Source organism: Kamptonema sp. PCC 6506, from assembly GCF_000180455.1.
Classification (GTDB): domain Bacteria; phylum Cyanobacteriota; class Cyanobacteriia; order Cyanobacteriales; family Microcoleaceae; genus Kamptonema; species Kamptonema formosum.
Window position 1 is genome coordinate 1 of the sequence record NZ_CACA01000189.1, and the last position, 24532, is coordinate 24532.

The window sequence follows — 24532 nt, forward strand, 5'->3', positions numbered from 1 at the left end:
TAATTTGGAGCTTGCCTATCAACAAGTTTCCAACTTACAGTTATAGCGCTTCGCCCTGGATGGCAAGCTTCAACCAGAAAAAGTAAAACATTGACTTGACTATTTGACTAATTAGCTATATAGTAGTATTAATGGTGCAAATTGCACCAACTTAAGAACGAATCCAAAATGGACAACACTTTTCCCCTCGATAGTCCTTCCATATCCCGTCGGCAATTGCTCAATTTTTTGACGGGTGCAGTCGTGGCCTCCACTGCGGGAGCCGCACTTTATCCAGTAGCCAAATACTTGATCCCACCCACAGAAAGCGGCGCAGGAGGAGCAATCATCGCCAAAGATAAATTAGGCAATCCCATTCCTGCCAGCCAGATATTAGCAGAACCCCCTGGAACTCGCGCCTTAGTTGCTGGGTTAGCTGGCGAACCTACTTATTTAATTGTCAAACAAGACGGCGCGATCGACAATATCGGAATTGTCGATAACTGCACCCATTTAGGTTGCACATTTCCTTGGAATGAAACCGACCAACAATTTCAATGTCCCTGTCATGGTTCTCGCTATAGTCCTGATGGTTCTGTCGTGCGTGGGCCCGCACCTCTCCCACTGAAATTAGTTCGCGTCACCGTTGAAAACAACACAATTTTTATGGCTCCTTGGACAGAAATTGACCCGCGAACTGGGAATGCTCCCTGGTGGGTTTAAGCATAAATCAATTAATCAACAGTAGGACAAAATTAATGTTTCAAAACGTAACTGAATCTCTAGCAATTGGTAATGTTGTTTCCCAGGAAGAACTGAGAGAAATTCACCAAAAAGGCTACCAAACCATCATTGATTTGTGTACAATCAGTGAAGAGAATCAATTGAATGCAGAACAAGTCAAACAACTGGGTTTTGAATTTATTAGTCTGCCCATCGATAGACTAAACTTAACTCCAGCCACTCTCGAAGGCTTTATCCAAGCCGTTGATGCCGCACCCAAACCAATTTATACGCGATGTGCGTCAGGTTTACGAGCCGGAGTAATGACTTTATTAACTTTAGCTATTGAACAAAACTGGACGGAACAACATTATTTAGAGCGTCGGCAGGCTTTGGGACTGGAACACAAGCCTAATTGTCCCTTGGAAGCTTATGCTCATCAGTATTTTCAGTCCCAGAAAACCTCAAAAGTTTAGTTAGTTTTCCATCTGAATCGAAATCTCAGTTAAAGATTTTCAACCATTGAAAGTAACTGACGCATTAAGCCTAAATTATCAACACTTTAAAGAGCAGGAGCAGCTATGAAAATCGCCTTAGCGAGTCAAAATAAAACAGCGATTACAGAACACGCTGGACATTGCCGCAAATTTTGGATTTACGAAACCAACGCCACAGAAATTCTGGGCAAGCAACTTTTAGAATTATCTCCAGCACAATCTTTTCACGATAGTTCACCCGATGAATCCCATCCATTAGATGATATACAAGTTTTGATTGCTGGGGGAATGGGACGCGGTTTGGTGGAAAGGCTGGAACGCAAAGGAATTGCAGCAATTGTCACCAAAGAAACCGATTTAGACAAAGCGGTGAGCGCTTATCTTGATGGTTCTTTAGTGAGAGAAGAAGCAGAATGTCACGAACATGGCGGTGAACACAAACATGAAGAAAAACACGATCATAAACATCGTCACGAACACGGTCATCAACATCATCACGAATGTGCAGCAGAAGGTGGCAATTAAGATTGTCAAAAAATGTTGGTGAGTTGAAATTGAAAAGAGGTTTTCAATGGCATCTATATCTTTAATGAAACCAAGTCTGGTTAATCTCTCCCCTCTAGAATTCACTCAGTTATCTAACCGACCTTTATTAATTGATGTTCGCAGTCAGTTAGAGTATGCCACAGGTCACGCTCCTGGTGCAATCAATCTCAGTTTACCTCGAATTTTGATCGGGAGAATTTCTTGGCTTCGCAAATGGATTTTACCCCAATGGTTTCGAGATTTGCCCCAAGATCAACCAATTGCTGTTATTTGTTTAACATCTCACCGCAGTCCAATTGCTGCCGACTTTCTGATTAAGTCAGGGTTTGAAGCGGTTTTTAATATTACTGGCGGTATGGTAGAATGGCGGCAATTGAAACTAGAAATAGCAATGGGTAAAACTTGAGCATTTAATGGTGGGGTATATTACCCCACTAACTCATTTCCCAGAAGCTTTTTAACCTAGTAAAATTCTCTAGTTCGTTGCACTTTTTCTGAGATCATCATGTGGGCAAGTTCAATCACAGCTTATTTCCATTACTTAGGCTTCATGCTAGCCTTTGCATCTCTGACAGTAGAGATGTTCAACTTAAAAAAAGAAATGACACTTGATGAAGCAAAAAGAGTGGCTTTTGCTGATGCAGCTTACGGGATAGCTGCGACGATAATTCTAGTGACAGGAGTTTTGAGAGTTCTCTACTTTGGCAAAGGAACAGATTATTATCTAAATAATCCCTTTTTCTATGCTAAAATGGGTGTGTTTATTCTAGTCAGTTTATTTTCCCTATATCCAACATTCACCTTTATTTCATGGTTTAAAGACTTGCAAAAGGGTGAGGCTCCCAGTTTAGAGATTGCCCAGGTAAACCGACTATCTTGGCTAATCAAAGGAGAATTATTCGGTTTTACTTTATTGCCACTCCTAGCAGCAGTTATGGCGAGAATGAGCGGGTGGAACTGATGTAGATAACTGGCGGCAATGTAGCGAGTTTATTTAGTTCTAAGGATAAAGATATGCGAAAATTTTTTCTGAAATTATTGATGGGAACGTTATTATCTATTTGGATTTTAGCGATCGCACCCATGCCACTCATAGCACTTAGTTCTATACCTCAAACGCAGTTATCAGCAGCGATCGATAATTTTTTGAATTCTCTTCCCGGCGATTATTACACTGTGATGAAAATCCAGGATCTCAAAAAGATAATTGCCAGAGATAATCCTCTATTAATTGATGTCAGACAGCCTGCTGAATACGCAACTGGTCACATTCCCAATGCCATTAATATCCCCTTGCCAACCTTAGCTGAAAATCTAGATAAAATTCCAAAAGTTCGCCCTGTAGTTCTCTATTGTACAACGGGCTATCGAACGGGAATGGGAGTTATGACTTTGGAAATGTTAGGATATACTAACGTCCGGGCTTTTCCTCCTAGCATTCAAGGTTGGAAAGCCGCAGGTGAACCTTTGGAAAACAAATCCATATAAAATTATTAAGTAAATCCATCTAATTAAACATAAGATAAGGATGGCTAAAAAACTGACTGTATAAACATTCTTCCTTCTCTCCTAGATAACTAAATCCTTCTTCCTTCTTCCTTCTTCCTAACAACGCTGATAACGCATTCCGGGCAACTGCGAAACTAACTCTAATAATTCTAGCTGTAAAAGCGCACTAGATACCTCTCCCGGTGCTAAACCTGCTCTTTCAACAATCAAATCAAAAACAGTAGATTCAAACGGGATCGCCTCCAATACTTTCGCTAAGTCTGGCTCTAAAATAGGCGGCGGATTTTCAGGAAATAGCGACAACTGTTGAGGAGAATTTAATTGAGCAGAATCTAATTGAGCAGAATCTAATTTTGGCATAGCCCCCAGCATTTCTAACAAACGCTCTTCACTTAAAAAGCGATCGTTACTAGGTAAAATAGGATGAGCACCTTTACTCAGTAACTCCAAACATCCAAAAGAGCGCTCATCGTCTAATCTCGCAGTTAAAACATAAACATCTCGACAAAAATCATTAGCCTGATAAGCAGTAATCAAAGCACCCGATTTCTGCGGCGCTTCCATTACCAATACCGCCCGACTTAAGCCAGCAATAATCCGATTGCGTTGGGGAAAATGAGTTTTATAAGGTTTGGTTCCCGCCGGATATTCGCTAATAGCTAATCCTTGCTCTAAAACTCGTTCAGCTAGCTTTTTATTCGCAGCAGGATAGACAATATCAACACCAGTGCCAAAAATTGCTAGAGTCCTTCCACCGCTGTCTAAACAGCCTGCATGAGCTTCTGTATCAATGCCGGCGGCTAATCCAGAAACAATGGTAAAGCCTCTTTTTGCCAAGGCTGTGCTAATTTTACGAGTCCAACGTTTTCCGTATTCAGAAGGCGATCGCGTACCGACAATCCCAACAGTCGGCGTAATACCGTGATTTTCTTTCAGATCGACATTACCACGATAATAAAGCACAGGTGGTGGATTCGGTATTTCTAATAGTAAACGGGGATAATCTGTATCGGCGGGTGTCCAGAAACAGGGGTTTTTCTTTTGATGTTCTTCGAGGAATTGTTCGGGATTAAGACAGGATCTTTCCCCGATGACTGTTTCAATTGTCTGCTTACCAAATCCATTAACTTGCTGTAAATCTGCTGGTTTTGCTGCCCAAGCATCTGTTAAATTACCAAAGTGTTGCTGTAATCTGTGCAGGGACATTGGCCCAACACCTTTTATTTGCGACCAAGCTAACCAGTAGGCACGTTCTCCGCTCAAATAAGTACCCTCAAAACAACTAACAACTAACAACTAACAACTAACAACTTTTAAGCTTTCCAGCCCCTAAAACTGGCGTAAATATAAGCAATAACTTCGTTGATCACTGTCCGAAATCCTGTGCTAGAATTCCACCATAACTGAGGCTCGTAATCTTCCGCTTTGCCTGCGATTACGCCTACTTCTACTTCAGGACTCAGAACAGCTTTAAACAGCATCCAACTCCTGCGGGCATGAGCTCCCAATGTATAAATATTAATCGATTTTACCTTTAAATCAGAAGTTGCCAGCCAATCTTTTAGTGCTATGGCGGAGGCGGTAGTTCGGTATTTAATTACATAGGGTGCAGGCACAGCTATCAGTTTATCTTTATCCAGCCCTCGTACAATGCAAGAAGCGGCTGTTAGTTCGGCATAATTCTTATATTTAGCGAGATAGTATCCTTTGCCTACAGGTAAACCTGTGGTAATTAATTTACTGTAGCCCCCTTTTTTGAATTCTGCGATCGCGCTATCTACTGCATAGTCTGGCAACCATCCTTCTACTACTAATACATCAGCTTTTACTGGCGCATTTACTGCTAAGAATGGATAAATATTTCCGATTATTAATATCGTGGAAGCTATTAAAGAGATAATGATAATTATCCAGCCTTGCCATGTAATTACCCATACCTCTTTTCGCTGGAGTAGTTGAATTTTAATTCTTTTTTTTGATTTGTGGTTCTGCATTAAATTCAAGAAATTGTAGCGCAGGCAAGACATTAGCACATTTAGGTGAATTACTTTTTTCCCAATCAGGCAACAGATTATGTAACGGATTTAAAGAAGTAATTACCAATTACCAGTTACGATCGCGGATTTTACCGATTACACGGATTACACGGATTAGTTAGAGTCACGATCGTTTAGTCTGTGAAATCAGAGCAATCTGTAAAATCTGTGTATCCCAATTACCAATTACCCATTACCAATCAACCTGATTTCTGCGAGTGTAAGTAGTCAAAAACACTTTTATCGCCGATGTCTTGGGGGATGGGTTGAAATAATTTTCTCAGCCCAAATATCAGAAACAAAACTGCCCATAATGCTAGCAAAAATTGTTCCTTGTTAACTGACAAAAAACCCATGATATGTCCTAAAATCAGAAAAGGAACAACAGGTGTTAAAAATTTGGTTTCTAGACGGTTGAAACAAAATGCTTCCTTGAAATAAATTCCCACCAAGGCAGCGAAGGTAAAGCCAATACCCCAGAGCGAGCTAGGGTGATTATAAACTGCTAAAGCGAGGGGTTCGCTGCTTTGTAAGGTGAGGACAAGTGCGGCGATACCACCGATCCCCCAAAATAGTTGGAGAAGGCGGTGTAGCAGGATCATGTAAATGTGAATAGTGGCTAAGCTAACGCCTAATGCTAGAGAAAAACATACGTAAATTGGCGTTAAAGCTTGCTGTACAATTGGGTTGTCACCTTGCCAAAGTACGAGTACAGTGCCGATCGCAAAACAGATGGCTGCGACAATTAAGCCGCTGCGATAGATGATAACTCCGGTGCGATCGCTTTCCTCGATCGTAAATTCCCCAAAGTGTCCTTGGTAGACTTCCGGTTTAGATGAGTTCAGTAATTGCGTCATAGCTTGCTCCTATTTCTCAACCACTAAGGTACTACTGCCAAGATATACTTTACTAATAAACCTGCATTAGTGGCTAAAGTCATGTCTAAATTTGACGATCGACCAAATAAAACCAAATCCGCAGCAGCTAGCCCACAGCTCCAGCCGATTCAGCTTGATGAGACTATTGTAGCAGGAAGAAAGCAAAACATAGAGAGAAGCCTAAAAAATATATTTGAGAGTTTGCCTAACGTTCACTTTTTCGATCTGGAAGGCGAGGATGACGATCTAGAAGAAAACAACTTTGACCTCGATGAATTTGAGCATAAAATTCAAAAGATTCTCAATGTAAAAAATATTGATGTTAGTGAGAAAACTTTAAAAAAGTATTTGGAATTTTTGAAGAAAAATATTAAGATGCCTTGCAACCTTACGGGGCAAGAAGAATTTGTTTGGGAGGAGGAATTTGTTTTTGGTCGTGGTAATAAAAAAGAGTATGAAAAGCTGAAAAAGATTCGACCCTCTTATAGTGATGTATTCAAACTCCTGCGTTTCGAGGATTTGATTTCGGAGGAAGTGGGTATTCTTGTAGAGGTGCAGCGTGTCTCTGATGGCAAAAATTTCACATTGCCTGTCGCTGATTTGGAGGCGACTGAGGAAGATTCGCCCAACAGGGATTTATTGGATGATTACGCGATTTGGTTTTTTAATTATGATTAATAAAAATGTTAATTGTTAACTGTTAATTTTTAATTTTTATGGGGTGCGATCGCACCCCATGATTATTAAGGAGTGTAAGTCACAGCAGAGATAGGCGATCGCGACACCGTAGCCATTGCTTCCACCAAACTGCGAACAGCGGCCACCATTGCAATTTCGCTGTTGAGTTGGTTGATAGCACTACCTACGCCAACGCCAGAGGCACCGGCGGCGATTGCCAGAGGTGCAGTGACGCTGGAGATCCCGGAAGCGCAAAGCACTGGTACTGAAACGGCGCGAGAGATTTCGTAGGCGGCGGCTAAGGTTGGGCTAGCTTTTTCCATCAGTCCCAAAACCCCAGGATGTACTGGTTTGGCGCTGGTTCCGCCTTCTGTCTGAATGATGTCAGCACCAGCTTTTACCAAGTCTAGAGCTAATTGTACTTGGCGATCGAGTTCCAAGATGTGCGGGACGGTGACAGAGAGGGTAATGTGGGGAAGGAGCGATCGCGTCTCGCGAGTTAACGCTAACACTTCCTCAGCTTCAAAACGGCGACCTTGAGCGTAGAAACTGTCAAAGTTACCGATTTCAATCAAATTAGCACCCGCAGCAACTGCGGCGACAAATTTCTCAGGTTCTACAGCAGATACGCAAATCGGCAGATTTGTCAATTTACGAGCCATTTGCACTAAGTTGACATCGGCGGCAATATCGATAAAGCTTGCGCCGCCCAGATCCGCTGCTTTAACGGTAGCTGCGACTCGATCGACATCAAAATTGTTCAAACCACTGATAATTTTAAGTGCTCTGCCTTGCTCGAAAGCACGTTGCAATTTAGGATGTACGGTCATGTTGGTTTTCAAATCCAAAAATTTCTCAGGATCATTGTGACACGAACTAGGAACTGAAGCACTTAGGTTGGGAAAATTTGTAGATATATAAGATAGAGGCAGAATCGTTCAGAGGGAATAAAACTGTGCATATTAGGATTTTACAAGGTAAAGGACTAAAGATATGAACACATTTAAGTCTATAACCATTGAGGGGTTCCGCCGCTTGTTTTCGGCGGAGGTGGAAATGCGGCCTCTGACAGTGATGATTGGTGCTAACGGCGTTGGGAAAACTTCTTTTTTAGAAATATTCTCACTTCTAGCAGAATCGGCCAAAGGTCAGTTACAATCCAAAATTTCAGAATTAAGTGGTCTGACTCTTTGTGAGGGGGATTTGATTACTTGACTGCGCGATCGCTTCCCTAATTCTGACAACAAAAAACCCCCAACGGTGGGGGTCTCACGATTTCTATTCATACTCTAACGGGTTAACTTAACCTCTGACTTGAGCCTTAGCGGTAGTCAGTGCGAACGGGGTCGCGATCGCTAGTGGTACTGTTATAATGCACTGTTTCTTCTCGTTTGCGGGGAATCAAACCCAACAAACCAGTCAAACCTAACAAACCTAACCAACCCCAGTCAAAGTCATTATCGATATCGGCATCATAAACATCCGCTCGAGGGGGGGTTGTAGTGGTGGTAGTGTTGTCAGTATTTGGAGAAGTATTAGTCTGAGCTGAAGCGGGAAGAGTAGCAGGTAGAATCACTAAACCCGCTGCCATCACACTCGCACCAATTACCTTAGATAAATCAGAACTTTTCATAATTCAAACTCCGCTCTCGTTGAACAATCTTGCACTCTTTACAACAATACCGATTCCCCACAGAAGTAGAATCTCTCTAGAGCAGTAAATGAGTTGAGTGTAAACTCTCACTGTAGGGAGATAAAATCCCAATCTTAGGCAATTTTAATCGGCAAATTCTGGCAGTGTTCGCTGTTAACTGACTCCAATTTTAGTTATAAAAAAATTAAGTTCTCGCTCGATGTAAGATTTTATCTGTGTTTTTCTTACTTAAGATAGATTGCAAAAATATGCTAAGGTGGTAATAGTTTGAAGATCATAGAACTGCTCAGACTATTAATATTTTCTCAGTTGCTTAAACCCTTAATTTTATTCTATTTTCTTTCTCTTCCCTTGTTTCCCTAGTCCCCGATCTATTTTTATCTGTGCCTATGAGCGGTTACTTTTTGAAAAAAAACTCTAGAGAATCAATTATTTGTCTTTATACTACTTGCTCAATTACCATAATTTTATCAAGCATTCTCCCAATATTTTCTAAATTTATTTGCCAAATTCAATTTTAAAATTATCTGTAGCAAAGTCTATCCCTGTAAGTAGTTTAAATCTATCTAGATCGCATTCAAAAAACTTGCTAAAATAGAAGTGAGCGTTGTAAATTTGGCTACCCCCGATACTTCTAAAAGCAGAATGCTGTTAGTATGGTGGAGGGTTGTTTTCAATCGCGAGTAGCCTACCAGCTAACAACAGTATCTATAGTAAGCAGGAAACCGTGCCTAAACCCAAGCATATTGTTTTAACCTCCCATCCCGGCAAAGCAGGCGCAAAATCGATGCCGATTCACTGGGGAGAAAGCGATCCCCTCAAGCGCGGCCCAGTTATTGGCACGCTCAGCAAGGCAACTCACCGTAATGCAATCGGTACTCATTCCGGTTCCTACTCTGTTTATCGGGCGCTAGCGATCGCATCTGGTACACTCCAAGCCGATCACCGTCCCGATTTTACCAATACCTCGCCCGCCGAACGCATCGGCCCCCATCCCAGTTGGAGCGATCGCCACAAAATTGTCTGCCTCGATCCCTTTGGCGCAATGGTAGGCGAAGTTTACGCCACATTTTACGAGCAAGGCTATGATATTCGCCCCTCAATTGCTATTACTAAAGCTCACATTAATATGCCAGAGCTGCAAGATGCTATCGCCAAAGGACGAGTGCAAATTGATGGTAAAATAGTCAAAGAAGGTGGCAACTTAGTAGTAACTAAAGTTGCCATAGATCCCGTCTGGTATCTCCCAGGAATTGCCCATCGGCTCAAGGTTGAGGAAAGCCATTTGCGCCGGATACTTTTTCAGCAAACAGGAGGGATGTTTCCTGAGTTAGTAACCAGACCGGATTTACACATTTTTTTACCCCCAATTGGCGGGATTACAGTTTATATTGTCGGAGAGATTGCTAATATTACTGACCCTAACAAACCACTCGCCGTCCGCGTACACGACGAGTGTAACGGTTCCGATGTTTTTAGTTCCGATATTTGCACCTGTCGGCCTTATTTAGTACACGGAATTGAGGTTTGCATTCAAACTGCTTTAGAGGGAGGTGCTGGTGTTATTGTTTACTTCCGCAAAGAAGGAAGAGCATTAGGAGAAGTGACGAAATTTTTAGTTTATAATGCCCGGAAACGGCAGGAAGGCGGCGATCGTGCCGATGCCTATTTCACTCGCACTGAATGCGTAGCTGGCACTCAAGATATGCGATTTCAAGAATTGATGCCAGATGTACTGCACTGGTTGGGAATTACCCGCATTGACCGCTTAGTATCCATGAGCGATATGAAATATAATGCAATTAAGAATTCTGGCATTGAGGTAATTGAGCGCATCCCCATTCCTGAAGATTGGATTCCCGCAGATGCACAGGTAGAAATTCTTGCTAAGAAAGCTGCGGGTTACTACACACCAGACAAAGTACCCGATGCTACAACTCTGGCGGAAACAAAAGGACGGAGTTTAGCAGATTAGCATTGTAGAGGCGCAATTAATCAGGGGCTAAGAATTGCGCCTCTACAATAATTATTGTATCTTTTTGCTTGCGATCTAAAAATCATGGCTAATTTGCGTTCTACTGTGATCATGAAAACTGATATTTGCGGGTATACCGCTAGAGTAAAAACCTTATCTCAAGGGGCTTTAAGTAGCTTATTAAACGAACATAAAATTTTCATTTCAGATATTAGTGCTAAAAGTGAAGGAAGTATTATCAAAGGTGAAGGAGATTCGTTTTGGATTATTTTTCCCAGCGTGACATCAGCGGCATTAGCAGCCATAGAAATGCAGCAAGAATTGAGGGCACAGCAGTCAGGAAAAACTGATGATGACCGTTTAGCAATTCGCGTATCAATCACCTTGGGAGACGTATTACATCAGGATAAAGATATCTTTGGCAATACAGTTAATTTAACAGCAAGAATAGAATCAGTAACGCCTCCCGATGAAATATATTTATCCCAAGCGGCTTGGTTAGCACTTAATAAAGCAGAAGTGCAAACATCTTTTGTAAATGAGTTTTCCTTAAAAGGAATGAGCGAACCGGAAAAAGTATACAAAATAGATCAAGAACACAAGACAAGAATTGTTAAAAACCAGGCAGTTATTAAAGCCGACTTGAGAGGATTTATCGCGTATCAAGAATCAAATTCGATACAAGATGTAGAATATTTATTGACGAATTTTGATATGTTTGAAAAGACAATCTGCGAAGAATACGGCGGCACAATTCGCAATGTTGTCGGCGATTCTCATCTTTTAACTTTTCCCGAAGCTCACTCAGCTTTAGCAGCAATGGAAAACCTATGTGAAAACTGGAAACTTTTTATTCAAACTCATCAAATACCTTGTGGTTTATCGATTGGAATTGCTAAAGGTAATTTATATATTTTTAGGTCTTGCACCTATGGAAAAGATATTAATACTGCGGCGAGACTAGAAAAAGTTAGTGGCATAGTTTGTCCGGGTACGGATAAAAATTCTGTGGTAGCTTCAGAACAGATCAAACGGGAAGTTAGCGGTTCTAAGTGGGAATATAAATTAATAAAAATTGATAAGAATGTAATTTTAGATAATATTATGGATTACAGTCATTTTGATTTTTTTAAGGAGAATGAAGTTTATCGGTGTCTAGTTGATTAAAAGCTTGTGCTAAGATTAATATAAACTTGTCATAGAGCTCGCTTCGATTATGCCTCAAACAATTGCTATTACAAAAGCCATTACAAACCTCAACAAAGCTCAAGAACAATTCAACATCATTCTGGCAAACGATCCTCAATTTTTCACCGAATGGCTGGATGATTTACCTGAACTGACAGAGGCTGAAAAAAACTTACTAGACCGCTTAAAAAACCGCTATCTTTATTATGCAGCAGACGGCTTTATTCTCGAAGCTACCGTTAACATTATTACCTTATCTCCTCTTTTAGAACTATTGGGATTTTGCGATCCACCATTTAAAATTCGAGGGGAGAAGTTTGTCAAAATAGAGATTGAAAACGGAGATACCGTATTAGAAGGCTTTATTGATACCTTGGTTATCAAAAACTTATTATGGGTCGTGTTAATAGAAGCTAAACAATATAGTTTTAGTGTTTTACAAGCACTACCGCAAACCTTGGCTTACATGATGGCAAATCCTCACCCTGAGAAGCCTACTTTTGGGATGATAATGAATGGTGAAGATTATATATTTGTCAAGTTCGATAGCCAATTACATCAGTATGCAACATCAAAAAAATTTACCCTGGTTAACCCAGAACAGAATGAACTATATGATGTAGTGCGAGTGATTAAGCGAATTATTGATTTGTATGCAAATGGGTAATCGCCTTGATTCAAGAGCTCGCGATTAGTTTGACAATTTGATAATAATATAATAGGATTATTAAACAATATAATGACTCAAGAAAAAAAACAAAATATTTTTGATGAACTATCTCAATACAGACAGCAGATCGAGCTTCCACCGGCTGGCAGTGAAATAGATAAATCAACCATTGCTAAACTAGAAATAGGTGGTCAAACTTTCTTCGGTATCAACTCCGGTAGTAACCCCACTCGTCGAAAAATTACTTTTTCTGTCAATCCGATCACCAAAACCCACGCCGAAGCGGATGCTTTTCAACAAGCTGATGATGCAGGAATTAGAGGTGGAAAAGCCCGCTTGATTGTCGATCGCGATCTTTGCGCTGCTTGTGGTATAAGAGGAGGAGTAAATTCTATGGCTTGGCAGTTAGGCATAGAAGAATTAGAAATAATTACTCCCAGTGGCAGCAAAGTTATAATCCCCCAACCACCAAAAAGAAGGAGTCAATAATGATCGTGTTAAATCTATCTGTAGAAAATTGGATAGGCAACCGAAATCAAGGTTGCCTAATTGACAATCCCACTTGGCAACAAATAGAAGAAGCCATACTTGAATTAGATGGAAAAACCAAAACTTTAGTTACCTTGGGGAGCGATGATGACACTTACATGAGCATTGGAGGTGGTTTTTCTGGCAAATATATCGTCAATGCAACTTTTGACAACATCAGCTTTCAAAACTTAGTTGATTTATCAAAAAGCCAGGCTATAGAAAAGTTAGTTGTGGGGGGACAAGAAGGCAATTATTCCACGCAAATGTGCATTGAATTACAAGTAGCTTTGTTAGCGGCTAAAACCTTTGCAGAATCAGGGGAACTAGAGCGTTCGCTTTCTTGGGAAGAAGAGAAATCATTAGTCTCGATCTGATGTAGTTGCGTTAACGAAGACAAGACTTACGCTCATGGCCCTAGAAACCGGGTTTTTGAGAGAATATGTGGGTTCGGGCGAAGTATTTTCGTCAAAAAACCCGGTTTCTTTGGTTGGGTGCCAAAGTCCTAGAAGACAGCGCAACTACATACCTATAAGTAATATAAGCTTGGGCGCGAGTTTCATCCACGATCGCAATGGGGTAGGCAATAACACCGAGTCCATCCTATCATAACTTATGCCACAATTGGAGGATAGCGCTATTCACCCAACCGACAAACAAGCCCAAACTTGCCTACGAGTCTGTCAGATGTTGTCCAACTACTACCGGGACATCCAGCTATTTAGTTTTAGCGAACAAAAGGGATATGTCTACATTTTGACATCTGACAATTTAGAAATCATAGTATATCGAGATGGAAATTGGGAGTTGATCGATGAAACCACAATTTGAACAAATGACTCGAAAAGAATTGAGAGATTACGTGCGGGTACATCGGGATGATTTAAAAGCTTTAGATGCTTTGGTAAATCGCCGTAGTCCCGACGCAGAAGTGATTATGTTCCACCCGCCAAAGAACAAGGAGGAAGAACAAGAACAATTTGAATTATTCAAGCGGATAGTGGATGAGAAAACCCGAAATAAAACTGCTGATAATTAAATATAGAGAGGGCGATCGAAAGTGGCCAGAAACCGCGTTTTTGCGACAGACTTCGTTACAGTGCAAAGATTTGGGGAAAACCCGGTTTCTTTGATTCTACGTGGTGGCCAGAAACCGGGTTTTTGCGACAGACTTCGTTACAGTCGATATGAATCGTAAAAAACCCGGTTTCTTTGATTATACGCGGGGCCAGAAACCGAGTTTTTAACCGAACGTGCGTAAGCCCTATATTATACACATTCCAAAGCTTGCATTGCTTGGTCAGTAGTTAAAAAAACATGGTCTTTCCCTAACTCTTCGACAAACCCAACCTTTAACAATCCATCCATCACCGGCCCCTTGACTTCAGACATATAAAATTCAATTCCCCGATTATTTAAGTCAAGAATCAAACTTTTGAGCGTTTCCAAAGCACTACCATCAATAGAATTTACGGCACTACATACCAGTAATAAATATTTTACCTCTAGCCGATCGCTCACTGCTTTCAGCAAGTAATCCTCCAAATATTTAGTATTGACAAAGTAAAGACTAGCATCAACCCGAACCGCCAAGACATGAGGACAAGTTTTAACTTCATGGCGCAGCACATTGCGAAAATGTTCGCTGTTTCCAACTCTACCAACAACCGCGATATGCGGTTTGCTAGTGCGCCATAGATGTAATAGAATTGATACCGCAGCACCGAACAAAATACCTTTTTCCACACTGGTGAATAAGACGGCCAGAAATGCAGAAATCCACGCGATCGCATCAGCTTTGTTATACACCCACAAGCGTTTCAGCGTGGCAATGTCGAAAAGACTACTAACAGCCATCACAATAATTGCCGCTAAACAAGCTTGTGGCAAAAAGTAAAATAACGGCGTTAAAAACATGACAGTAAGCGCCACAATTAATGCCGTAATCATTGATGCTAAAGGAGTATTAGCATTAGCAGAAAAGTTCACACCCGATCGACTTACTCCGCCGGCAACTGGATAACCACCCGTCAAAGCTGCACTAATATTTGCGGCCCCTAAAGCTATAAATTCCTGGTTAGCCTCAACTTTTTGTCTTCTCTTACTAGCCAAAAACTTACCCACTGAATAGGCTTCCATGAAACCTACAAAACTAATCGCCAAAGCCGCAGGGAATAATGTAGTAATTGTATTGCCATCCAGCACCGGAAAAGTGAAAGCAGGTAAACCTTTGGGGATATCACCCACAACTTTTATCCCCGCAATTTTATCCAGATGAAAGCACCAAACAAGCAACGAACTACTAATTACCAGCAGGAGAGGCGCACTTTTAGTAAGTGGCATAATTGTTAACTCTTGAAATCCGCGTTTCTTGAGTTGTTTTCCCAACCATTTTGGGAAATAGACCAATAGGAAAATGCTGATTAAACCCAAGGATAGAGTAAACCAATTAATTGCACTAATTCCTTTGGCTAGATAAGTTAGTAACTGAATAAAAGATTCAGTTTGGGGAATTTTTAATCCTAGTAAATGTTTAACCTGACTAAAACTAATTACAATTGCCGCCGCACTAATAAAGCCAGAAATCACTGCTTGACTGAGAAAATTTACCAAGAATCCTAACCGAAAAACCCCCATAAAAATGTCGATCGCACCAATCATTAATGCCAGCAATAATGCCAATCCTAAATATTGGGGTGTATTCTCAGCAGCTAGGGGGACAATTGCCGCCCCAACCATCAGCGAATCCAATGCTACGGGCGCAACCGAAATCAGACGACTGGTACCAAGAAAGGCATAAACTAATAGCGGCAAAATACTAGCATATAGCCCAATTTGAGGAGGTAGACCTGCTAATAAAGCATAGGCCATCGCTTGGGGAATTAGCACAGTGCCAACAACAATCCCGGCAGTAATATCGCCTACCAAATACTCCGGTTGATAGTGTAAACCCCAATCTAAAATCGGAAAAAAGTGACTCCATTGATGCAGCCATTTCTGCTGTTGCAATTGCCCAACCATTGTTTTTTGATTAAACATTTTAGGTAATTAAACTATGAATTAGTTAATGTTTCTGGACTAGCATGAACCATATTATCCAGTGGTTACACTCCTATAAAAATTACTTTTCAGATAAGTTTTTATAGGTCAGCGAACCTGCAATGAACGCCACCAAAAACAAAATAGGATTCCAATTACCCAACACTAAAGCAGTAATACCTGGCCCTGGACAGTATCCACAAATTCCCCAACCGACACCGAAAATAGCAGCCCCAATAACTAAAGATTTGTCGAGGTCTTTCTTTGTTGGTAAATGAAATTGATCGGCAAATATTGGCTGAGGGCGACGCAGCACAAATTGGAAGGCAATTACTGTCACCGTGACTGCGCCACCCAACACAAATAATAAGGTTGAATCCCAAGCACCAGCGACATCCAAAAATCCTAGTACGCGATCGCGATCGATCATCTGCGAAAGCCCTAGTCCCAGACCAAATAATACTCCTGACAATAACGCGATTAGCTGCTCTTTCATATACTCAACTGCAATACGTGACGGACTACAAAAACTGTGAGGATGGCAGTAATCATAAAGGTCAGAACTGCCACTAGCGATCGCATTGACAATCGACCTAATCCACAGACTCCATGACCACTCGTGCAACCGCCGCCCATTCTGGTACCAAAACCAACCAGAAAACCGCCGATCGTCATTGCCCAAGGAGTAAGTGCAGGGGTGGGAGTTGGTTGAGGTGCGAGTCCATATTCGTAAATCACGCCGCCCAGCAACATACCCACAATGAATATCCACCGCCAGACTTCCTGTTTAGAAAAGGCGATCGCACCATTGACAATCCCGCTAATACCAGCAATTCGACCATTAAATGCTAGTAATAGGGTGGCACTTAACCCAATTAAAATGCCACCAATTAAAGCAATAAACCCGTTCAAACTTTCCACTTTCTAAGTCCTCAAACTTCTGCCATTACAGGTGTCTTTCCACATTGTTGATTAGCTGGCACTGCTTCAGCAATTTTCTTCGGATTGGGCAAATTTAAGTTATTCATTTGTTCGATAAAAGCCGCCTTAATTTTCCCAACAAACCGGGGATTATATAGCTTTTCTTCCCCAATTGTAGAAACCTGATTTCCTCTGTAATCGTGACCGGGATAAACTAAGGTTTCATCTGGGAGAGTAAATAATTTTTGCGTAACGTGGTCGTACATCAAACCCGGATTCCCGCTTTGAAAATCAGTCCGCCCGCAACCACGAATTAACAGCGAATCTCCAGTCAGCACTCTGTCTTGATTGACTAGGTAAGAGTTATGGCTGTCGGTATGTCCTAAAGTGGCGATCGTTTTAATTTCAACCTCGCCTAGCTTTAAAACTTCCCCGTCTTTAATAAAGCGGTTAGCACAAACAGCTTGGGCATTTTCTGGCACTATACCATCACAACCCGTGATTTCTCGCAACTTACCCGTTCCCGTAATGTGATCGGCGTGAATGTGAGTTTCCAAGCAATAGCGCAAAGTTAATCCTAATTCTTGAATTAACTTTAAATCGCGTTCGACTTGCTCGATTACCGGATCGACTAAAGCTGCTTCTTTGGTATTTTCATCAGCAATTAAATAAGTATAAGTGCTGGTTTCGTTGTCGTACATTTGGCGAAATAACATTTCTGTGACTCCTTGTAAAGTTTTTACCTGTTTGAGGGAATGTCGGGCGATCGCGATCTAGTCCCCAGACTTAGCCTGAGAACTACGATTAGGACTTGGAAAGAAGGCGCTGTCTCCTTAGCTTTCAAATATGCCACGCGACGAGCGCATATTTATAATTGCCTATATTGCTATATAGTAAACTAAGTTGTACAATTTGACAATAGCAACAAAAAAGTTAGCGGCGGGGGTAAGTAGATTTACTCAACAGGACTTACGCAAAAAACCCGGTTTCTTTGAAAAATCATCGCTTTTTTCGAGAGATATTGACGCAGAAACCCGGTTTTTGGCCTCGCGTGCGTATGTCCTGCTTAACCTGCTAGAACCCGATCGACTAACGAAGCGATCGGTCAACCTATTTTCAAAGAAAAAACTACTTATGATTACCTCAACATCCCAACAATCCCAGACTCCAGCTTTGTCCGCAACCCCCGCCATGACTAAAAAACTGCACCACCAAATCGTTTTCATTGGAGGTGGATCTGCCGGACTTACCACCGCTTCTATGTTATTGAAAAAAAACAAATCTCTAGATGTTGCCATTATCGATCCATCGCACAAGCAGTATTATCAACCCGGTTGGACAATGACAGGCGGAGGAGTATTTCAAATTGAAGATACAGTGAGGGATAAAAAAGATTTTATTCCTCGACAAGCGACTTGGCTCGCAGATCGAGTAGTTAAATTAGACCCAGAAAATAATGCGGTTCTCACGCAAGAAGGCATCCTGATTGAGTACGATTACTTAATTGTTTGTCCCGGCATTCAATTGGACTGGCATTTAATTAAAGGGCTAAAAGAAGCGATCGGAAAAGATGGTGTTACTAGCAATTATGCTCCTAATTACGCACCTTATACCTGGGAACTCATCAAAAATTTTCGAGGGGGAAACGCTCTCTTTACCTTTCCCAATACTCCGATTAAATGTGGTGGTGCTCCGCAAAAAGTCATGTACATGGCCGATGATATATTCCGCAAATTAGCAGTCCGTCAGCGCACTAACGTGATGTTTCTTACGCCATTAACTAAACTATTTTCAGTACCAGAATATTCGGCAATATTAGATAACGTTGTCCAAGAACGACAAATTGATGTTAAGTTCCGGCACAATTTGAAGGAAATTAAAGCTGAAAACAAAGAGGCTATTTTTGATATTTTTGATGAAAATGGTGATGTTGTCGATTGTGTCACCCACAAGTACGAAATGATTCACGTCGCACCGCCCCAAAGCGCTCCTGACTTTATTAAACAAAGTCCTTTAGCCGTTCCGGGTAATTCCTATGGCTGGGTAGATGTAGATAAATATACCCTCCAGCACAATCGGTATCCCAACGTATTTAGCTTAGGAGATGCTTCTTCGCTGCCAACTTCTAAGACGGCAGCAGCAGCACGCAAACAAGCCGTAATTGTCGCTAAAAACTTGCTAAATTTCATAGAATCCAAACCATTATTACATAAGTATGACGGCTATACTTGCTGTCCTTTAATCACTGGCTATGGCAAGACCATCATGGCTGAATTTGATGGTTATAGCGGTACACTGCTTTCTAGTTTTCCCCTCAATCCGATAAAAGAGCGTTGGATTATGTGGCAAATGAAAACTTTCGCTTTGCCTTGGATTTATTGGAATCGGATGTTGAAAGGAGAGCAGTTTGAAGGAGATTACATTAAGTTTATCCAGTGGAAAAAGTAACAGGAATTACCCAAAGAAACCGGGTTTCTTTGGGTGAGATGGTCGATCTCTTTGCTACTATAGCAACCGCCACAACGGTTAGGACATTCTCGATCGCCCAAACCCTTTCTTTGATTGCATTTTCCTCCTGCCTCCTGCCTGCTGCCTGCTGCTACTAAGTAGTTGGACATAAATAAACGCAACCATGTCATTGCGAACGGAACGATAGTGAAGTGAAGCATAAGCGCTACGCGCAGGCTTCGCCAACGCAGGGGTTTAGGATTGCTTCGCTGGGCTCGCAATGACATTATTTATTTTTGTCCAACTACTTACCCAAAAGCAAGCCGGTTTCTGGCATTATAAGAACCGCCAAGGCGGTTACGATGCTCCGATGCAATGCCATCTATGCAGCTTGACCGGGCTTGAGCACTATTTTGATACAGTTGTCTTTCTTGTGCTTGAAAATTTCATAGCCCTGTGGTGCTTGTTCTAAAGGTAGACTATGGGTGATCACGAACGATGGATCGATTTCGCCGTTTTCGATGCGATCGAGTAAGGTCTGCAAATAACGATGTACGTGCGTTTGACCCATCTTGAAAGTCAAGCCTTTGTTCATAGCAGCACCCATCGGCATCTTGTCTACAAAGCCGCCGTATACACCAGGAATCGACACCGTGCCACCTTTACGACAAGCAACGATCGCCTGTCGCAGTGCGTGGGGGCGATCGCTTTCTAAACGCACCGCTTGTTTAGCTTTGTCGTACAATCCTTCCAACCCCATCCCGTGAGCTTCCATTCCGACTGCATCCATCACCGCATCGGGGCCGCGCCCCCCCGTCATTTCTTTGAGAGCTTCCCCTACCTCGATTTCCTCATAGTTGAGGATTTCTGCTCCCCCATCTTTCGCCATCTGAAGGCGTTCGGGAACGCGATCGATCGCAATCACTCGCTCTGCACCAAGCATATAAGCACTGCGAATTGCAAATTGACCGACGGGGCCACAGCCCCAAATCGCGACAGTATGACCCGGTTGGATATCGCAGTTTTCCGCCGCCATATAGCCAGTGGGGAAGATGTCGGTCAGAAATACGACTTGTTCATCTGCCAGTCCATCGGGAATTTTGAACAACCCAACATCAGCAAAGGGAACGCGGGCATATTCGGCTTGTCCCCCTGCGTAACCTCCCAGCATATGGGAGTAGCCAAACAGACCGGCTGGGGAATACCCCATGATTGCTTCTGCCATCCAAGCATTGGGGTTGGAGTTATCGCACAGTGAGGTTAGCTTTTGTTTGCAAAAGAAACAACCACCGCAGGCGATCGGAAATGGCACAACGACGCGATCGCCCACCTTCACATTTTTAACAGCACTCCCCAATTCTACGACTTCCCCCATAAACTCATGGCCCAGGATGTCTCCCTGTTCCATTGTGGGAACGTAGCCGTCATACAAATGCAAATCAGAACCGCAAATGGCTGTTGTCGTGATTTTGACAATCGCATCTCGTGGATTAAGGATTTTGGGATCGGGTACTGTTTCGACTCCTACTTTGTTAGTACCTAGCCAACAAACTGCTTTCATTGTTTTTTCCTCTCCTGTCAATTGGTACTTTCTCAGGACTTACGAACCCAACCTCATAAACCGATTTTTTTCCGAAAATACTTCGTTTTTACCCACAGATTCTCTCAAAAACCAGGTTTCTGGGACGACCTGCGTAAGTCCTATTTCTATGGCTATTTACTTAGTCCTTTCGACAAATTCGCTCTCTCTAAAGAGAGTTTATCGAGTTAAAAGCCAACAACAGACAGGGTTTTCTAGATATTTATAGAATACTAGAAACCCCCCAAGGTGCATTTTGAAACCTTCAGGTTATTATCTCGATTATTTGGATTTAGCTCTCTATTAAGAATAATGAGTCTTTAAATAAATTTTCTCTTTCTTAAGGAAGATCAAGCGCTCCTCTGGTGCTGAATTCGGTTGCGACATAATTCGACTCAAGCTTTTTAATAATTAAAAATAACCAGCAAAAGAACTGATTGATAACAATAGTTCCTCAACTATAAAGCTGTGATACATCTAATTTCCTCTCCTCTGAGGAGAGGCCAGGGAGAGGTGGAGACAGTAAGCTGTTGTGCATTTAAACCACTAACTAGGCTTGTAGAGTGCGTCAGCTAGAACACTTACGCTTAAACGGGAAAAACTTCGGACTGACGCACCCTACAATCTATTTTAAATGTTCAACAGCTTAGGGAGAAGTGGAAAAGGGACTGAGAGGTTGAGGCCTTTATCTTGTCGGATTACCAACAAAGAAAGCTAGGGGAGAATTATCGCCACAAGATAACCGAACTTTAGAACCAATGGGAAAGACATTTCCTGTGGTTGTAAGTGCATACAACTTTTGTCCCGAAGGAGTTTGTAAACAATACCGATTTTCTCTACCTAAAAATTGGCGATCGCAAATCACAACCGCCGAATTTTCATCTAAAAATAAACTCAAATCTTCCTGTCGAATCATCAATTCTCCTTGAGTATAAACATCGCAGGGAACTTGTACAAAGGAATCTCCTTTAACGGCAAAACAACCTACTTCTGTTTCCCAAATATCCTGCTTCAGGGATGCAGATACAAAATTAGCTTGCGTCACAAATTCCGCCACAAATCTAGATGCTGGTTCTCGATAAACTTCCTCTGGAGTGCCAAACTGTTCTAATTTGCCTTGACGCATTACCGCTACCCAATCTGAAATCGAAAGTGCTTCTTCGCGATCGTGGGTGACAAATACCCCAGAAGTTTTTGTGGTTTTGAGAATATCGCGGACTTCCTGACGCAATCTTAACCTTACTTGTACATCTAAATTACTTAAGGGTTCATCTAATAAAATAATCGCAGGTCTAGGGGCTAAAGCACGGGCTAAAGCTACTCTTTGTTGCTGACCCCCAGATAATTCATGGGGATAGCGGTTTTCTAATCCTTCTAGCCCTACTAATGCTAAAGCTTCTGCGACACCTTTGTTAATATTATGCTTTGACTCTTTCCCTTGATATTTCAAGCCAAAAGCTACATTTTTCGCCACTGTTAAATGGGGGAAAAGTGCATAGTCTTGAAACACCATACCAATGTCTCGCTGTTCCGGGGGGAGTGACATCGTAACACTGGCTACAGTTTTTCCTGCTAAAGCGATCGCCCCTGCTTGTAACTGTTCAAAACCAGCAATTAACCGCAGCAACGTTGTTTTCCCACAACCCGACGGCCCCAACAACCCCAGTATATCTCCCTGATGTAAGGTCAGGGTGACGGATGCCACCGCAGGTGATGCTGCTTGGGCATACTGTTTTGTGACACCATCCAAATGCAGAATTACAGGTCGAGTCATTATTGCTATAAATAATCAACAACTTACTATTCTACAATAAACCAGTTTAGTGATATAAATTCTCATAAAGACTTGACTAATGTTTACACCTACTGATAGAATAGCAAGCTAGACAGTTTATTGCCCAATGGAAAATTCCAAACGATCGCTACAACAAACAGCCATCAGCAGAATCAAAAGGTTGTCGAACTTACCCAGTTTATCCGCTAGTGGGTGGACAGTTGCGGTTATCGCTTTAGCATTGCCGATCGCCATACCCATCCTCAGCGTCTTATCCAGTATCTTTTTTGAAGCTAAAGATACGTGGCAGCATTTAACTGATACAGTTTTAACTCGTTATATCCTCAACTCTTTCTGGTTAGCGATCGGTGTCGGCTGTGGTGTGGTTGTAATTGGCGTAGGATGCGCCTGGTTAGTAACAATGTGTCGCTTTCGGGCCAGTCGCCTATTTGAATGGGCGTTACTATTACCTTTAGCCGCCCCAGCTTATGTTTTAGCTTATATTTATACAGACTTTTTAGAATTTTCCGGCCCAGTCCAGACTGCTTTGCGTTATGTTTTTGGCTGGAGTTACGGAGACTACTGGTTTCCTAACGTGCGATCGCTCCCTGGAGCAATCTTAATGCTAATCTTGGTTTTATATCCCTACGTCTATCTATTAGCAAGAGTTGCATTTTTAGAGCAATCAACTTGTACCCTAGAAGCTAGTAGAATCCTGGGCTGTAGTCCTTGGCGGAGTTTTTTTACAGTTGCCTTACCAATGGCAAGACCAGCAATAATTGCAGGTTTAGCGCTGGCTTTGATGGAAACTCTTAACGATTATGGCACTGTTCAGTATTTTGGAGTTGATACTTTCACTACAGGTATATATCGGACTTGGTTTGGCATGGGAGAAAGGATTGCCGCCAATCAATTAGCTGCCATGTTATTATTATTTGTTCTGGGCCTAATTTTACTAGAACGCTGGTCGCGCAGTCGGACTAAATATTATCAAGCTAGCAGTCGTTATCGCCAACTACAAACTTATCAGCTTAACGGAATTAGGGAATTTTTAGCGATAATTAGTTGTTTTCTACCGCTATTTTTTGGCTTTTTATTGCCCGCCAGTCTTTTAGTCAATTTGACCTTAGCCAATTGGCAACTAACTTTAGACGACCGCTTTTTTGTATTTGCCAGCAATAGTTTGATTTTGGCAACGCTAACAGCAATTTTAGCCGTAATTATTGCCTTAATTATGGCTTACGGCTTACGATTATATCCCAACTTAGGAGTGCAATTAGGAACTCGCATTGCGGCAATGGGCTATGCTGTGCCAGGTTCTGTAATTGCAGTTGGCATTCTGGTTCCCATTGGCAAATTTGACAATTTATTTGATGGTTGGATGCGCGAAAATTTCGGAATTTCTACTGGCTTATTATTAAGCGGTACGATCGCAGCTTTAGTCTTTGCTTATTTAGTTAGATTCCTAGCTGTTTCGTTAAATGCAGTTGAGTCAAGTTTGAGTAAAATCAAGCCTAATTTAGATGATGCGGCGAGAAGTTTGGGTTATAGTCCGATGCAAACTTTAGTTACAGTACATACGCCAATGATGACGGGAGGTCTATTAACTGCGATGATGTTAGTGTTTGTGGATGTAATGAAAGAGTTACCTGCTACTATAATTATAAGACCTTTTAACTTTGATACCTTGGCTGTACGAACTTATCAGCTTGCCTCAGATGAGAGATTAGCTGAAGCTTCAGGCCCAGCTTTAGCAATTGTTTTAGTGGGGATGTTACCAGTTATTTTATTAAGTTGGAAAATTGCGCGATCGCGCCAGTCTTCAACTAGGGGCTAGGGGCTAGGGGCTAGGGGCTAGAGGAAGAAGCATTAGTGTCAACTTAAGCTGAAAGCGGTCAGGGGTTAAAACC

28 protein-coding genes are annotated in these 24532 nt (G+C 41.8%); 17 read left to right on the forward strand and 11 right to left on the reverse strand.

Annotated elements, in window-relative coordinates; all coding sequences use genetic code 11:
- Window positions 1–168 precede the first annotated feature (168 nt).
- The 6 genes from petC (at window position 169) to OSCI_RS10075 (ending at window position 3233) form a co-directional block, all read left to right on the forward strand.
- Window positions 169–702, forward strand: coding sequence for a cytochrome b6-f complex iron-sulfur subunit (petC, locus tag OSCI_RS10050; RefSeq protein ID WP_007354828.1), 534 nt, complete (start codon window positions 169–171; stop codon window positions 700–702).
- 35 nt (window positions 703–737) lie between these two features.
- Window positions 738–1178, forward strand: coding sequence for a fused DSP-PTPase phosphatase/NAD kinase-like protein (locus OSCI_RS10055; protein WP_007354829.1), 441 nt, complete (start codon window positions 738–740; stop codon window positions 1176–1178).
- A 105-nt stretch (window positions 1179–1283) separates the two neighbouring features.
- Window positions 1284–1724 carry a NifB/NifX family molybdenum-iron cluster-binding protein gene (locus OSCI_RS10060; RefSeq protein WP_007354830.1) on the forward strand — a complete coding sequence of 147 codons (441 nt, stop codon included), beginning with the start codon at window positions 1284–1286 and terminating at the stop codon, window positions 1722–1724.
- 46 nt (window positions 1725–1770) lie between these two features.
- Window positions 1771–2151: a rhodanese-like domain-containing protein gene (locus OSCI_RS10065; protein WP_007354831.1), complete on the forward strand. Its 381-nt coding sequence runs from the start codon at window positions 1771–1773 to the stop codon at window positions 2149–2151.
- Between the two features lie 99 nt (window positions 2152–2250).
- Window positions 2251–2706: a DUF2214 family protein gene (locus tag OSCI_RS10070; RefSeq protein WP_007354832.1), complete on the forward strand. Its 456-nt coding sequence runs from the start codon at window positions 2251–2253 to the stop codon at window positions 2704–2706.
- A gap of 53 nt (window positions 2707–2759) precedes the next feature.
- Window positions 2760–3233 carry a rhodanese-like domain-containing protein gene (locus OSCI_RS10075; protein WP_007354833.1) on the forward strand — a complete coding sequence of 158 codons (474 nt, stop codon included), beginning with the start codon at window positions 2760–2762 and terminating at the stop codon, window positions 3231–3233.
- Window positions 3234–3350: 117 nt separating this feature from the next.
- Here OSCI_RS10075 and dprA read toward each other — a convergent pair whose 3' ends face one another.
- From dprA to OSCI_RS10090, 3 genes are all read right to left on the reverse strand, one after another.
- Window positions 3351–4517: a DNA-processing protein DprA gene (gene dprA / locus OSCI_RS10080; RefSeq protein WP_026103824.1), complete on the reverse strand. Its 1167-nt coding sequence runs from the start codon at window positions 4515–4517 to the stop codon at window positions 3351–3353.
- A 50-nt stretch (window positions 4518–4567) separates the two neighbouring features.
- Complete coding sequence (locus OSCI_RS10085; RefSeq protein WP_007354835.1) at window positions 4568–5248, reverse strand: hypothetical protein; 681 nt, start codon at window positions 5246–5248, stop codon at window positions 4568–4570.
- A gap of 242 nt (window positions 5249–5490) precedes the next feature.
- Window positions 5491–6147 carry a DUF2301 domain-containing membrane protein gene (locus OSCI_RS10090; RefSeq protein WP_007354836.1) on the reverse strand — a complete coding sequence of 219 codons (657 nt, stop codon included), beginning with the start codon at window positions 6145–6147 and terminating at the stop codon, window positions 5491–5493.
- 81 nt (window positions 6148–6228) lie between these two features.
- Here OSCI_RS10090 and OSCI_RS10095 point away from each other — a divergent pair, with 81 nt between their 5' ends.
- Window positions 6229–6846 carry a hypothetical protein gene (locus OSCI_RS10095; RefSeq protein WP_007354837.1) on the forward strand — a complete coding sequence of 206 codons (618 nt, stop codon included), beginning with the start codon at window positions 6229–6231 and terminating at the stop codon, window positions 6844–6846.
- Between the two features lie 65 nt (window positions 6847–6911).
- Here OSCI_RS10095 and OSCI_RS10100 read toward each other — a convergent pair whose 3' ends face one another.
- Window positions 6912–7676 (reverse strand): DUF561 domain-containing protein, encoded by a 765-nt coding sequence (locus tag OSCI_RS10100; RefSeq protein WP_007354838.1) that lies wholly within the window; start codon window positions 7674–7676, stop codon window positions 6912–6914.
- A gap of 163 nt (window positions 7677–7839) precedes the next feature.
- Here OSCI_RS10100 and OSCI_RS10105 point away from each other — a divergent pair, with 163 nt between their 5' ends.
- Window positions 7840–8061, forward strand: coding sequence for an AAA family ATPase (locus OSCI_RS10105; RefSeq protein WP_007354839.1), 222 nt, complete (start codon window positions 7840–7842; stop codon window positions 8059–8061).
- 106 nt (window positions 8062–8167) lie between these two features.
- Here OSCI_RS10105 and OSCI_RS10110 read toward each other — a convergent pair whose 3' ends face one another.
- Window positions 8168–8479, reverse strand: coding sequence for a WGxxGxxG family protein (locus OSCI_RS10110; protein WP_007354840.1), 312 nt, complete (start codon window positions 8477–8479; stop codon window positions 8168–8170).
- Window positions 8480–9227: 748 nt separating this feature from the next.
- Here OSCI_RS10110 and OSCI_RS10115 point away from each other — a divergent pair.
- The 7 genes from OSCI_RS10115 (at window position 9228) to OSCI_RS10145 (ending at window position 13900) form a co-directional block, all read left to right on the forward strand.
- Entirely contained in the window at window positions 9228–10475 is a 1248-nt protein-coding gene (locus tag OSCI_RS10115; protein WP_007354841.1) for a GTP cyclohydrolase II, read from the forward strand.
- Between the two features lie 84 nt (window positions 10476–10559).
- Entirely contained in the window at window positions 10560–11642 is a 1083-nt protein-coding gene (locus OSCI_RS10120) for an adenylate/guanylate cyclase domain-containing protein (protein WP_007354842.1), read from the forward strand.
- Window positions 11643–11691: 49 nt separating this feature from the next.
- Window positions 11692–12330 carry a hypothetical protein gene (locus OSCI_RS10125; protein WP_007354843.1) on the forward strand — a complete coding sequence of 213 codons (639 nt, stop codon included), beginning with the start codon at window positions 11692–11694 and terminating at the stop codon, window positions 12328–12330.
- Window positions 12331–12402: 72 nt separating this feature from the next.
- Complete coding sequence (locus OSCI_RS10130; protein WP_007354844.1) at window positions 12403–12822, forward strand: deaminase; 420 nt, start codon at window positions 12403–12405, stop codon at window positions 12820–12822.
- The gene (locus tag OSCI_RS10135) at window positions 12822–13238 is read left to right on the forward strand and encodes an Imm1 family immunity protein (protein WP_007354845.1); all 417 of its coding nucleotides are present in this window, start codon (window positions 12822–12824) and stop codon (window positions 13236–13238) included. Before OSCI_RS10130 ends, OSCI_RS10135 begins: the two co-directional genes overlap by 1 nt.
- A 238-nt stretch (window positions 13239–13476) precedes the next feature.
- A complete protein-coding gene (locus OSCI_RS10140) occupies window positions 13477–13692 on the forward strand; it encodes a DUF6888 family protein (RefSeq protein WP_007354846.1) in 216 nt (71 codons plus the stop codon).
- A 4-nt stretch (window positions 13693–13696) separates the two neighbouring features.
- Window positions 13697–13900 (forward strand): DUF6887 family protein, encoded by a 204-nt coding sequence (locus OSCI_RS10145; protein ID WP_007354847.1) that lies wholly within the window; start codon window positions 13697–13699, stop codon window positions 13898–13900.
- A 230-nt stretch (window positions 13901–14130) separates the two neighbouring features.
- Here the strand turns inward: OSCI_RS10145 and OSCI_RS10150 are convergent, their stop codons facing one another.
- The 4 genes from OSCI_RS10150 to OSCI_RS10165 form a co-directional block, all read right to left on the reverse strand.
- The gene (locus OSCI_RS10150) at window positions 14131–15900 is read right to left on the reverse strand and encodes a SulP family inorganic anion transporter (RefSeq protein ID WP_007354848.1); all 1770 of its coding nucleotides are present in this window, start codon (window positions 15898–15900) and stop codon (window positions 14131–14133) included.
- An 82-nt stretch (window positions 15901–15982) separates the two neighbouring features.
- Window positions 15983–16396, reverse strand: a complete 414-nt coding sequence (locus tag OSCI_RS10155; RefSeq protein ID WP_007354849.1) for a DUF6691 family protein — start codon at window positions 16394–16396, stop codon at window positions 15983–15985.
- Entirely contained in the window at window positions 16393–16821 is a 429-nt protein-coding gene (locus OSCI_RS10160; protein WP_007354850.1) for a YeeE/YedE family protein, read from the reverse strand. Before OSCI_RS10160 ends, OSCI_RS10155 begins: the two co-directional genes overlap by 4 nt.
- Window positions 16822–16832: 11 nt before the next feature.
- Window positions 16833–17537 (reverse strand): MBL fold metallo-hydrolase, encoded by a 705-nt coding sequence (locus OSCI_RS10165; RefSeq protein ID WP_007354851.1) that lies wholly within the window; start codon window positions 17535–17537, stop codon window positions 16833–16835.
- 418 nt (window positions 17538–17955) lie between these two features.
- Here OSCI_RS10165 and OSCI_RS10170 point away from each other — a divergent pair, with 418 nt between their 5' ends.
- Window positions 17956–19269, forward strand: a complete 1314-nt coding sequence (locus OSCI_RS10170) for an NAD(P)/FAD-dependent oxidoreductase (protein ID WP_007354852.1) — start codon at window positions 17956–17958, stop codon at window positions 19267–19269.
- A 382-nt stretch (window positions 19270–19651) separates the two neighbouring features.
- Here the strand turns inward: OSCI_RS10170 and OSCI_RS10175 are convergent, their stop codons facing one another.
- A complete protein-coding gene (locus tag OSCI_RS10175; RefSeq protein ID WP_007354853.1) occupies window positions 19652–20830 on the reverse strand; it encodes a zinc-dependent alcohol dehydrogenase in 1179 nt (392 codons plus the stop codon).
- 703 nt (window positions 20831–21533) lie between these two features.
- Window positions 21534–22622, reverse strand: coding sequence for an ABC transporter ATP-binding protein (locus OSCI_RS10180; protein ID WP_007354854.1), 1089 nt, complete (start codon window positions 22620–22622; stop codon window positions 21534–21536).
- A 127-nt stretch (window positions 22623–22749) separates the two neighbouring features.
- Between OSCI_RS10180 and OSCI_RS10185 the strand changes: the two genes are divergently transcribed.
- On the forward strand, window positions 22750–24459 hold the full coding sequence (locus OSCI_RS10185; protein ID WP_007354855.1) for an ABC transporter permease: 1710 nt from the start codon (window positions 22750–22752) through the stop codon (window positions 24457–24459).
- Window positions 24460–24532: the final 73 nt, after the last annotated feature.

Excerpts from the sequence above, each read along its gene's own strand:
- petC (WP_007354828.1), top strand. The coding sequence starts at position 169 with ATGGACAACACTTTTCCCCTCGATAGTCCTTCCATATCCCGTCGGCAA.
- OSCI_RS10055 (WP_007354829.1), top strand. The coding sequence starts at position 738 with ATGTTTCAAAACGTAACTGAATCTCTAGCAATTGGTAATGTTGTTTCC.
- OSCI_RS10060 (WP_007354830.1), top strand. The coding sequence starts at position 1,284 with ATGAAAATCGCCTTAGCGAGTCAAAATAAAACAGCGATTACAGAACAC.
- OSCI_RS10065 (WP_007354831.1), top strand. The coding sequence starts at position 1,771 with ATGGCATCTATATCTTTAATGAAACCAAGTCTGGTTAATCTCTCCCCT.
- OSCI_RS10070 (WP_007354832.1), top strand. The coding sequence starts at position 2,251 with ATGTGGGCAAGTTCAATCACAGCTTATTTCCATTACTTAGGCTTCATG.
- OSCI_RS10075 (WP_007354833.1), top strand. The coding sequence starts at position 2,760 with ATGCGAAAATTTTTTCTGAAATTATTGATGGGAACGTTATTATCTATT.
- OSCI_RS10085 (WP_007354835.1), bottom strand. The coding sequence starts at position 5,248 with ATGCAGAACCACAAATCAAAAAAAAGAATTAAAATTCAACTACTCCAG.
- OSCI_RS10090 (WP_007354836.1), bottom strand. The coding sequence starts at position 6,147 with ATGACGCAATTACTGAACTCATCTAAACCGGAAGTCTACCAAGGACAC.
- OSCI_RS10095 (WP_007354837.1), top strand. The coding sequence starts at position 6,229 with ATGTCTAAATTTGACGATCGACCAAATAAAACCAAATCCGCAGCAGCT.
- OSCI_RS10100 (WP_007354838.1), bottom strand. The coding sequence starts at position 7,676 with ATGACCGTACATCCTAAATTGCAACGTGCTTTCGAGCAAGGCAGAGCA.
- OSCI_RS10105 (WP_007354839.1), top strand. The coding sequence starts at position 7,840 with ATGAACACATTTAAGTCTATAACCATTGAGGGGTTCCGCCGCTTGTTT.
- OSCI_RS10110 (WP_007354840.1), bottom strand. The coding sequence starts at position 8,479 with ATGAAAAGTTCTGATTTATCTAAGGTAATTGGTGCGAGTGTGATGGCA.
- OSCI_RS10120 (WP_007354842.1), top strand. The coding sequence starts at position 10,560 with ATGGCTAATTTGCGTTCTACTGTGATCATGAAAACTGATATTTGCGGG.
- OSCI_RS10125 (WP_007354843.1), top strand. The coding sequence starts at position 11,692 with ATGCCTCAAACAATTGCTATTACAAAAGCCATTACAAACCTCAACAAA.
- OSCI_RS10130 (WP_007354844.1), top strand. The coding sequence starts at position 12,403 with ATGACTCAAGAAAAAAAACAAAATATTTTTGATGAACTATCTCAATAC.
- OSCI_RS10135 (WP_007354845.1), top strand. The coding sequence starts at position 12,822 with ATGATCGTGTTAAATCTATCTGTAGAAAATTGGATAGGCAACCGAAAT.
- OSCI_RS10140 (WP_007354846.1), top strand. The coding sequence starts at position 13,477 with ATGCCACAATTGGAGGATAGCGCTATTCACCCAACCGACAAACAAGCC.
- OSCI_RS10145 (WP_007354847.1), top strand. The coding sequence starts at position 13,697 with ATGACTCGAAAAGAATTGAGAGATTACGTGCGGGTACATCGGGATGAT.
- OSCI_RS10150 (WP_007354848.1), bottom strand. The coding sequence starts at position 15,900 with ATGTTTAATCAAAAAACAATGGTTGGGCAATTGCAACAGCAGAAATGG.
- OSCI_RS10155 (WP_007354849.1), bottom strand. The coding sequence starts at position 16,396 with ATGAAAGAGCAGCTAATCGCGTTATTGTCAGGAGTATTATTTGGTCTG.
- OSCI_RS10165 (WP_007354851.1), bottom strand. The coding sequence starts at position 17,537 with ATGTTATTTCGCCAAATGTACGACAACGAAACCAGCACTTATACTTAT.
- OSCI_RS10170 (WP_007354852.1), top strand. The coding sequence starts at position 17,956 with ATGATTACCTCAACATCCCAACAATCCCAGACTCCAGCTTTGTCCGCA.
- OSCI_RS10175 (WP_007354853.1), bottom strand. The coding sequence starts at position 20,830 with ATGAAAGCAGTTTGTTGGCTAGGTACTAACAAAGTAGGAGTCGAAACA.
- OSCI_RS10180 (WP_007354854.1), bottom strand. The coding sequence starts at position 22,622 with ATGACTCGACCTGTAATTCTGCATTTGGATGGTGTCACAAAACAGTAT.
- OSCI_RS10185 (WP_007354855.1), top strand. The coding sequence starts at position 22,750 with ATGGAAAATTCCAAACGATCGCTACAACAAACAGCCATCAGCAGAATC.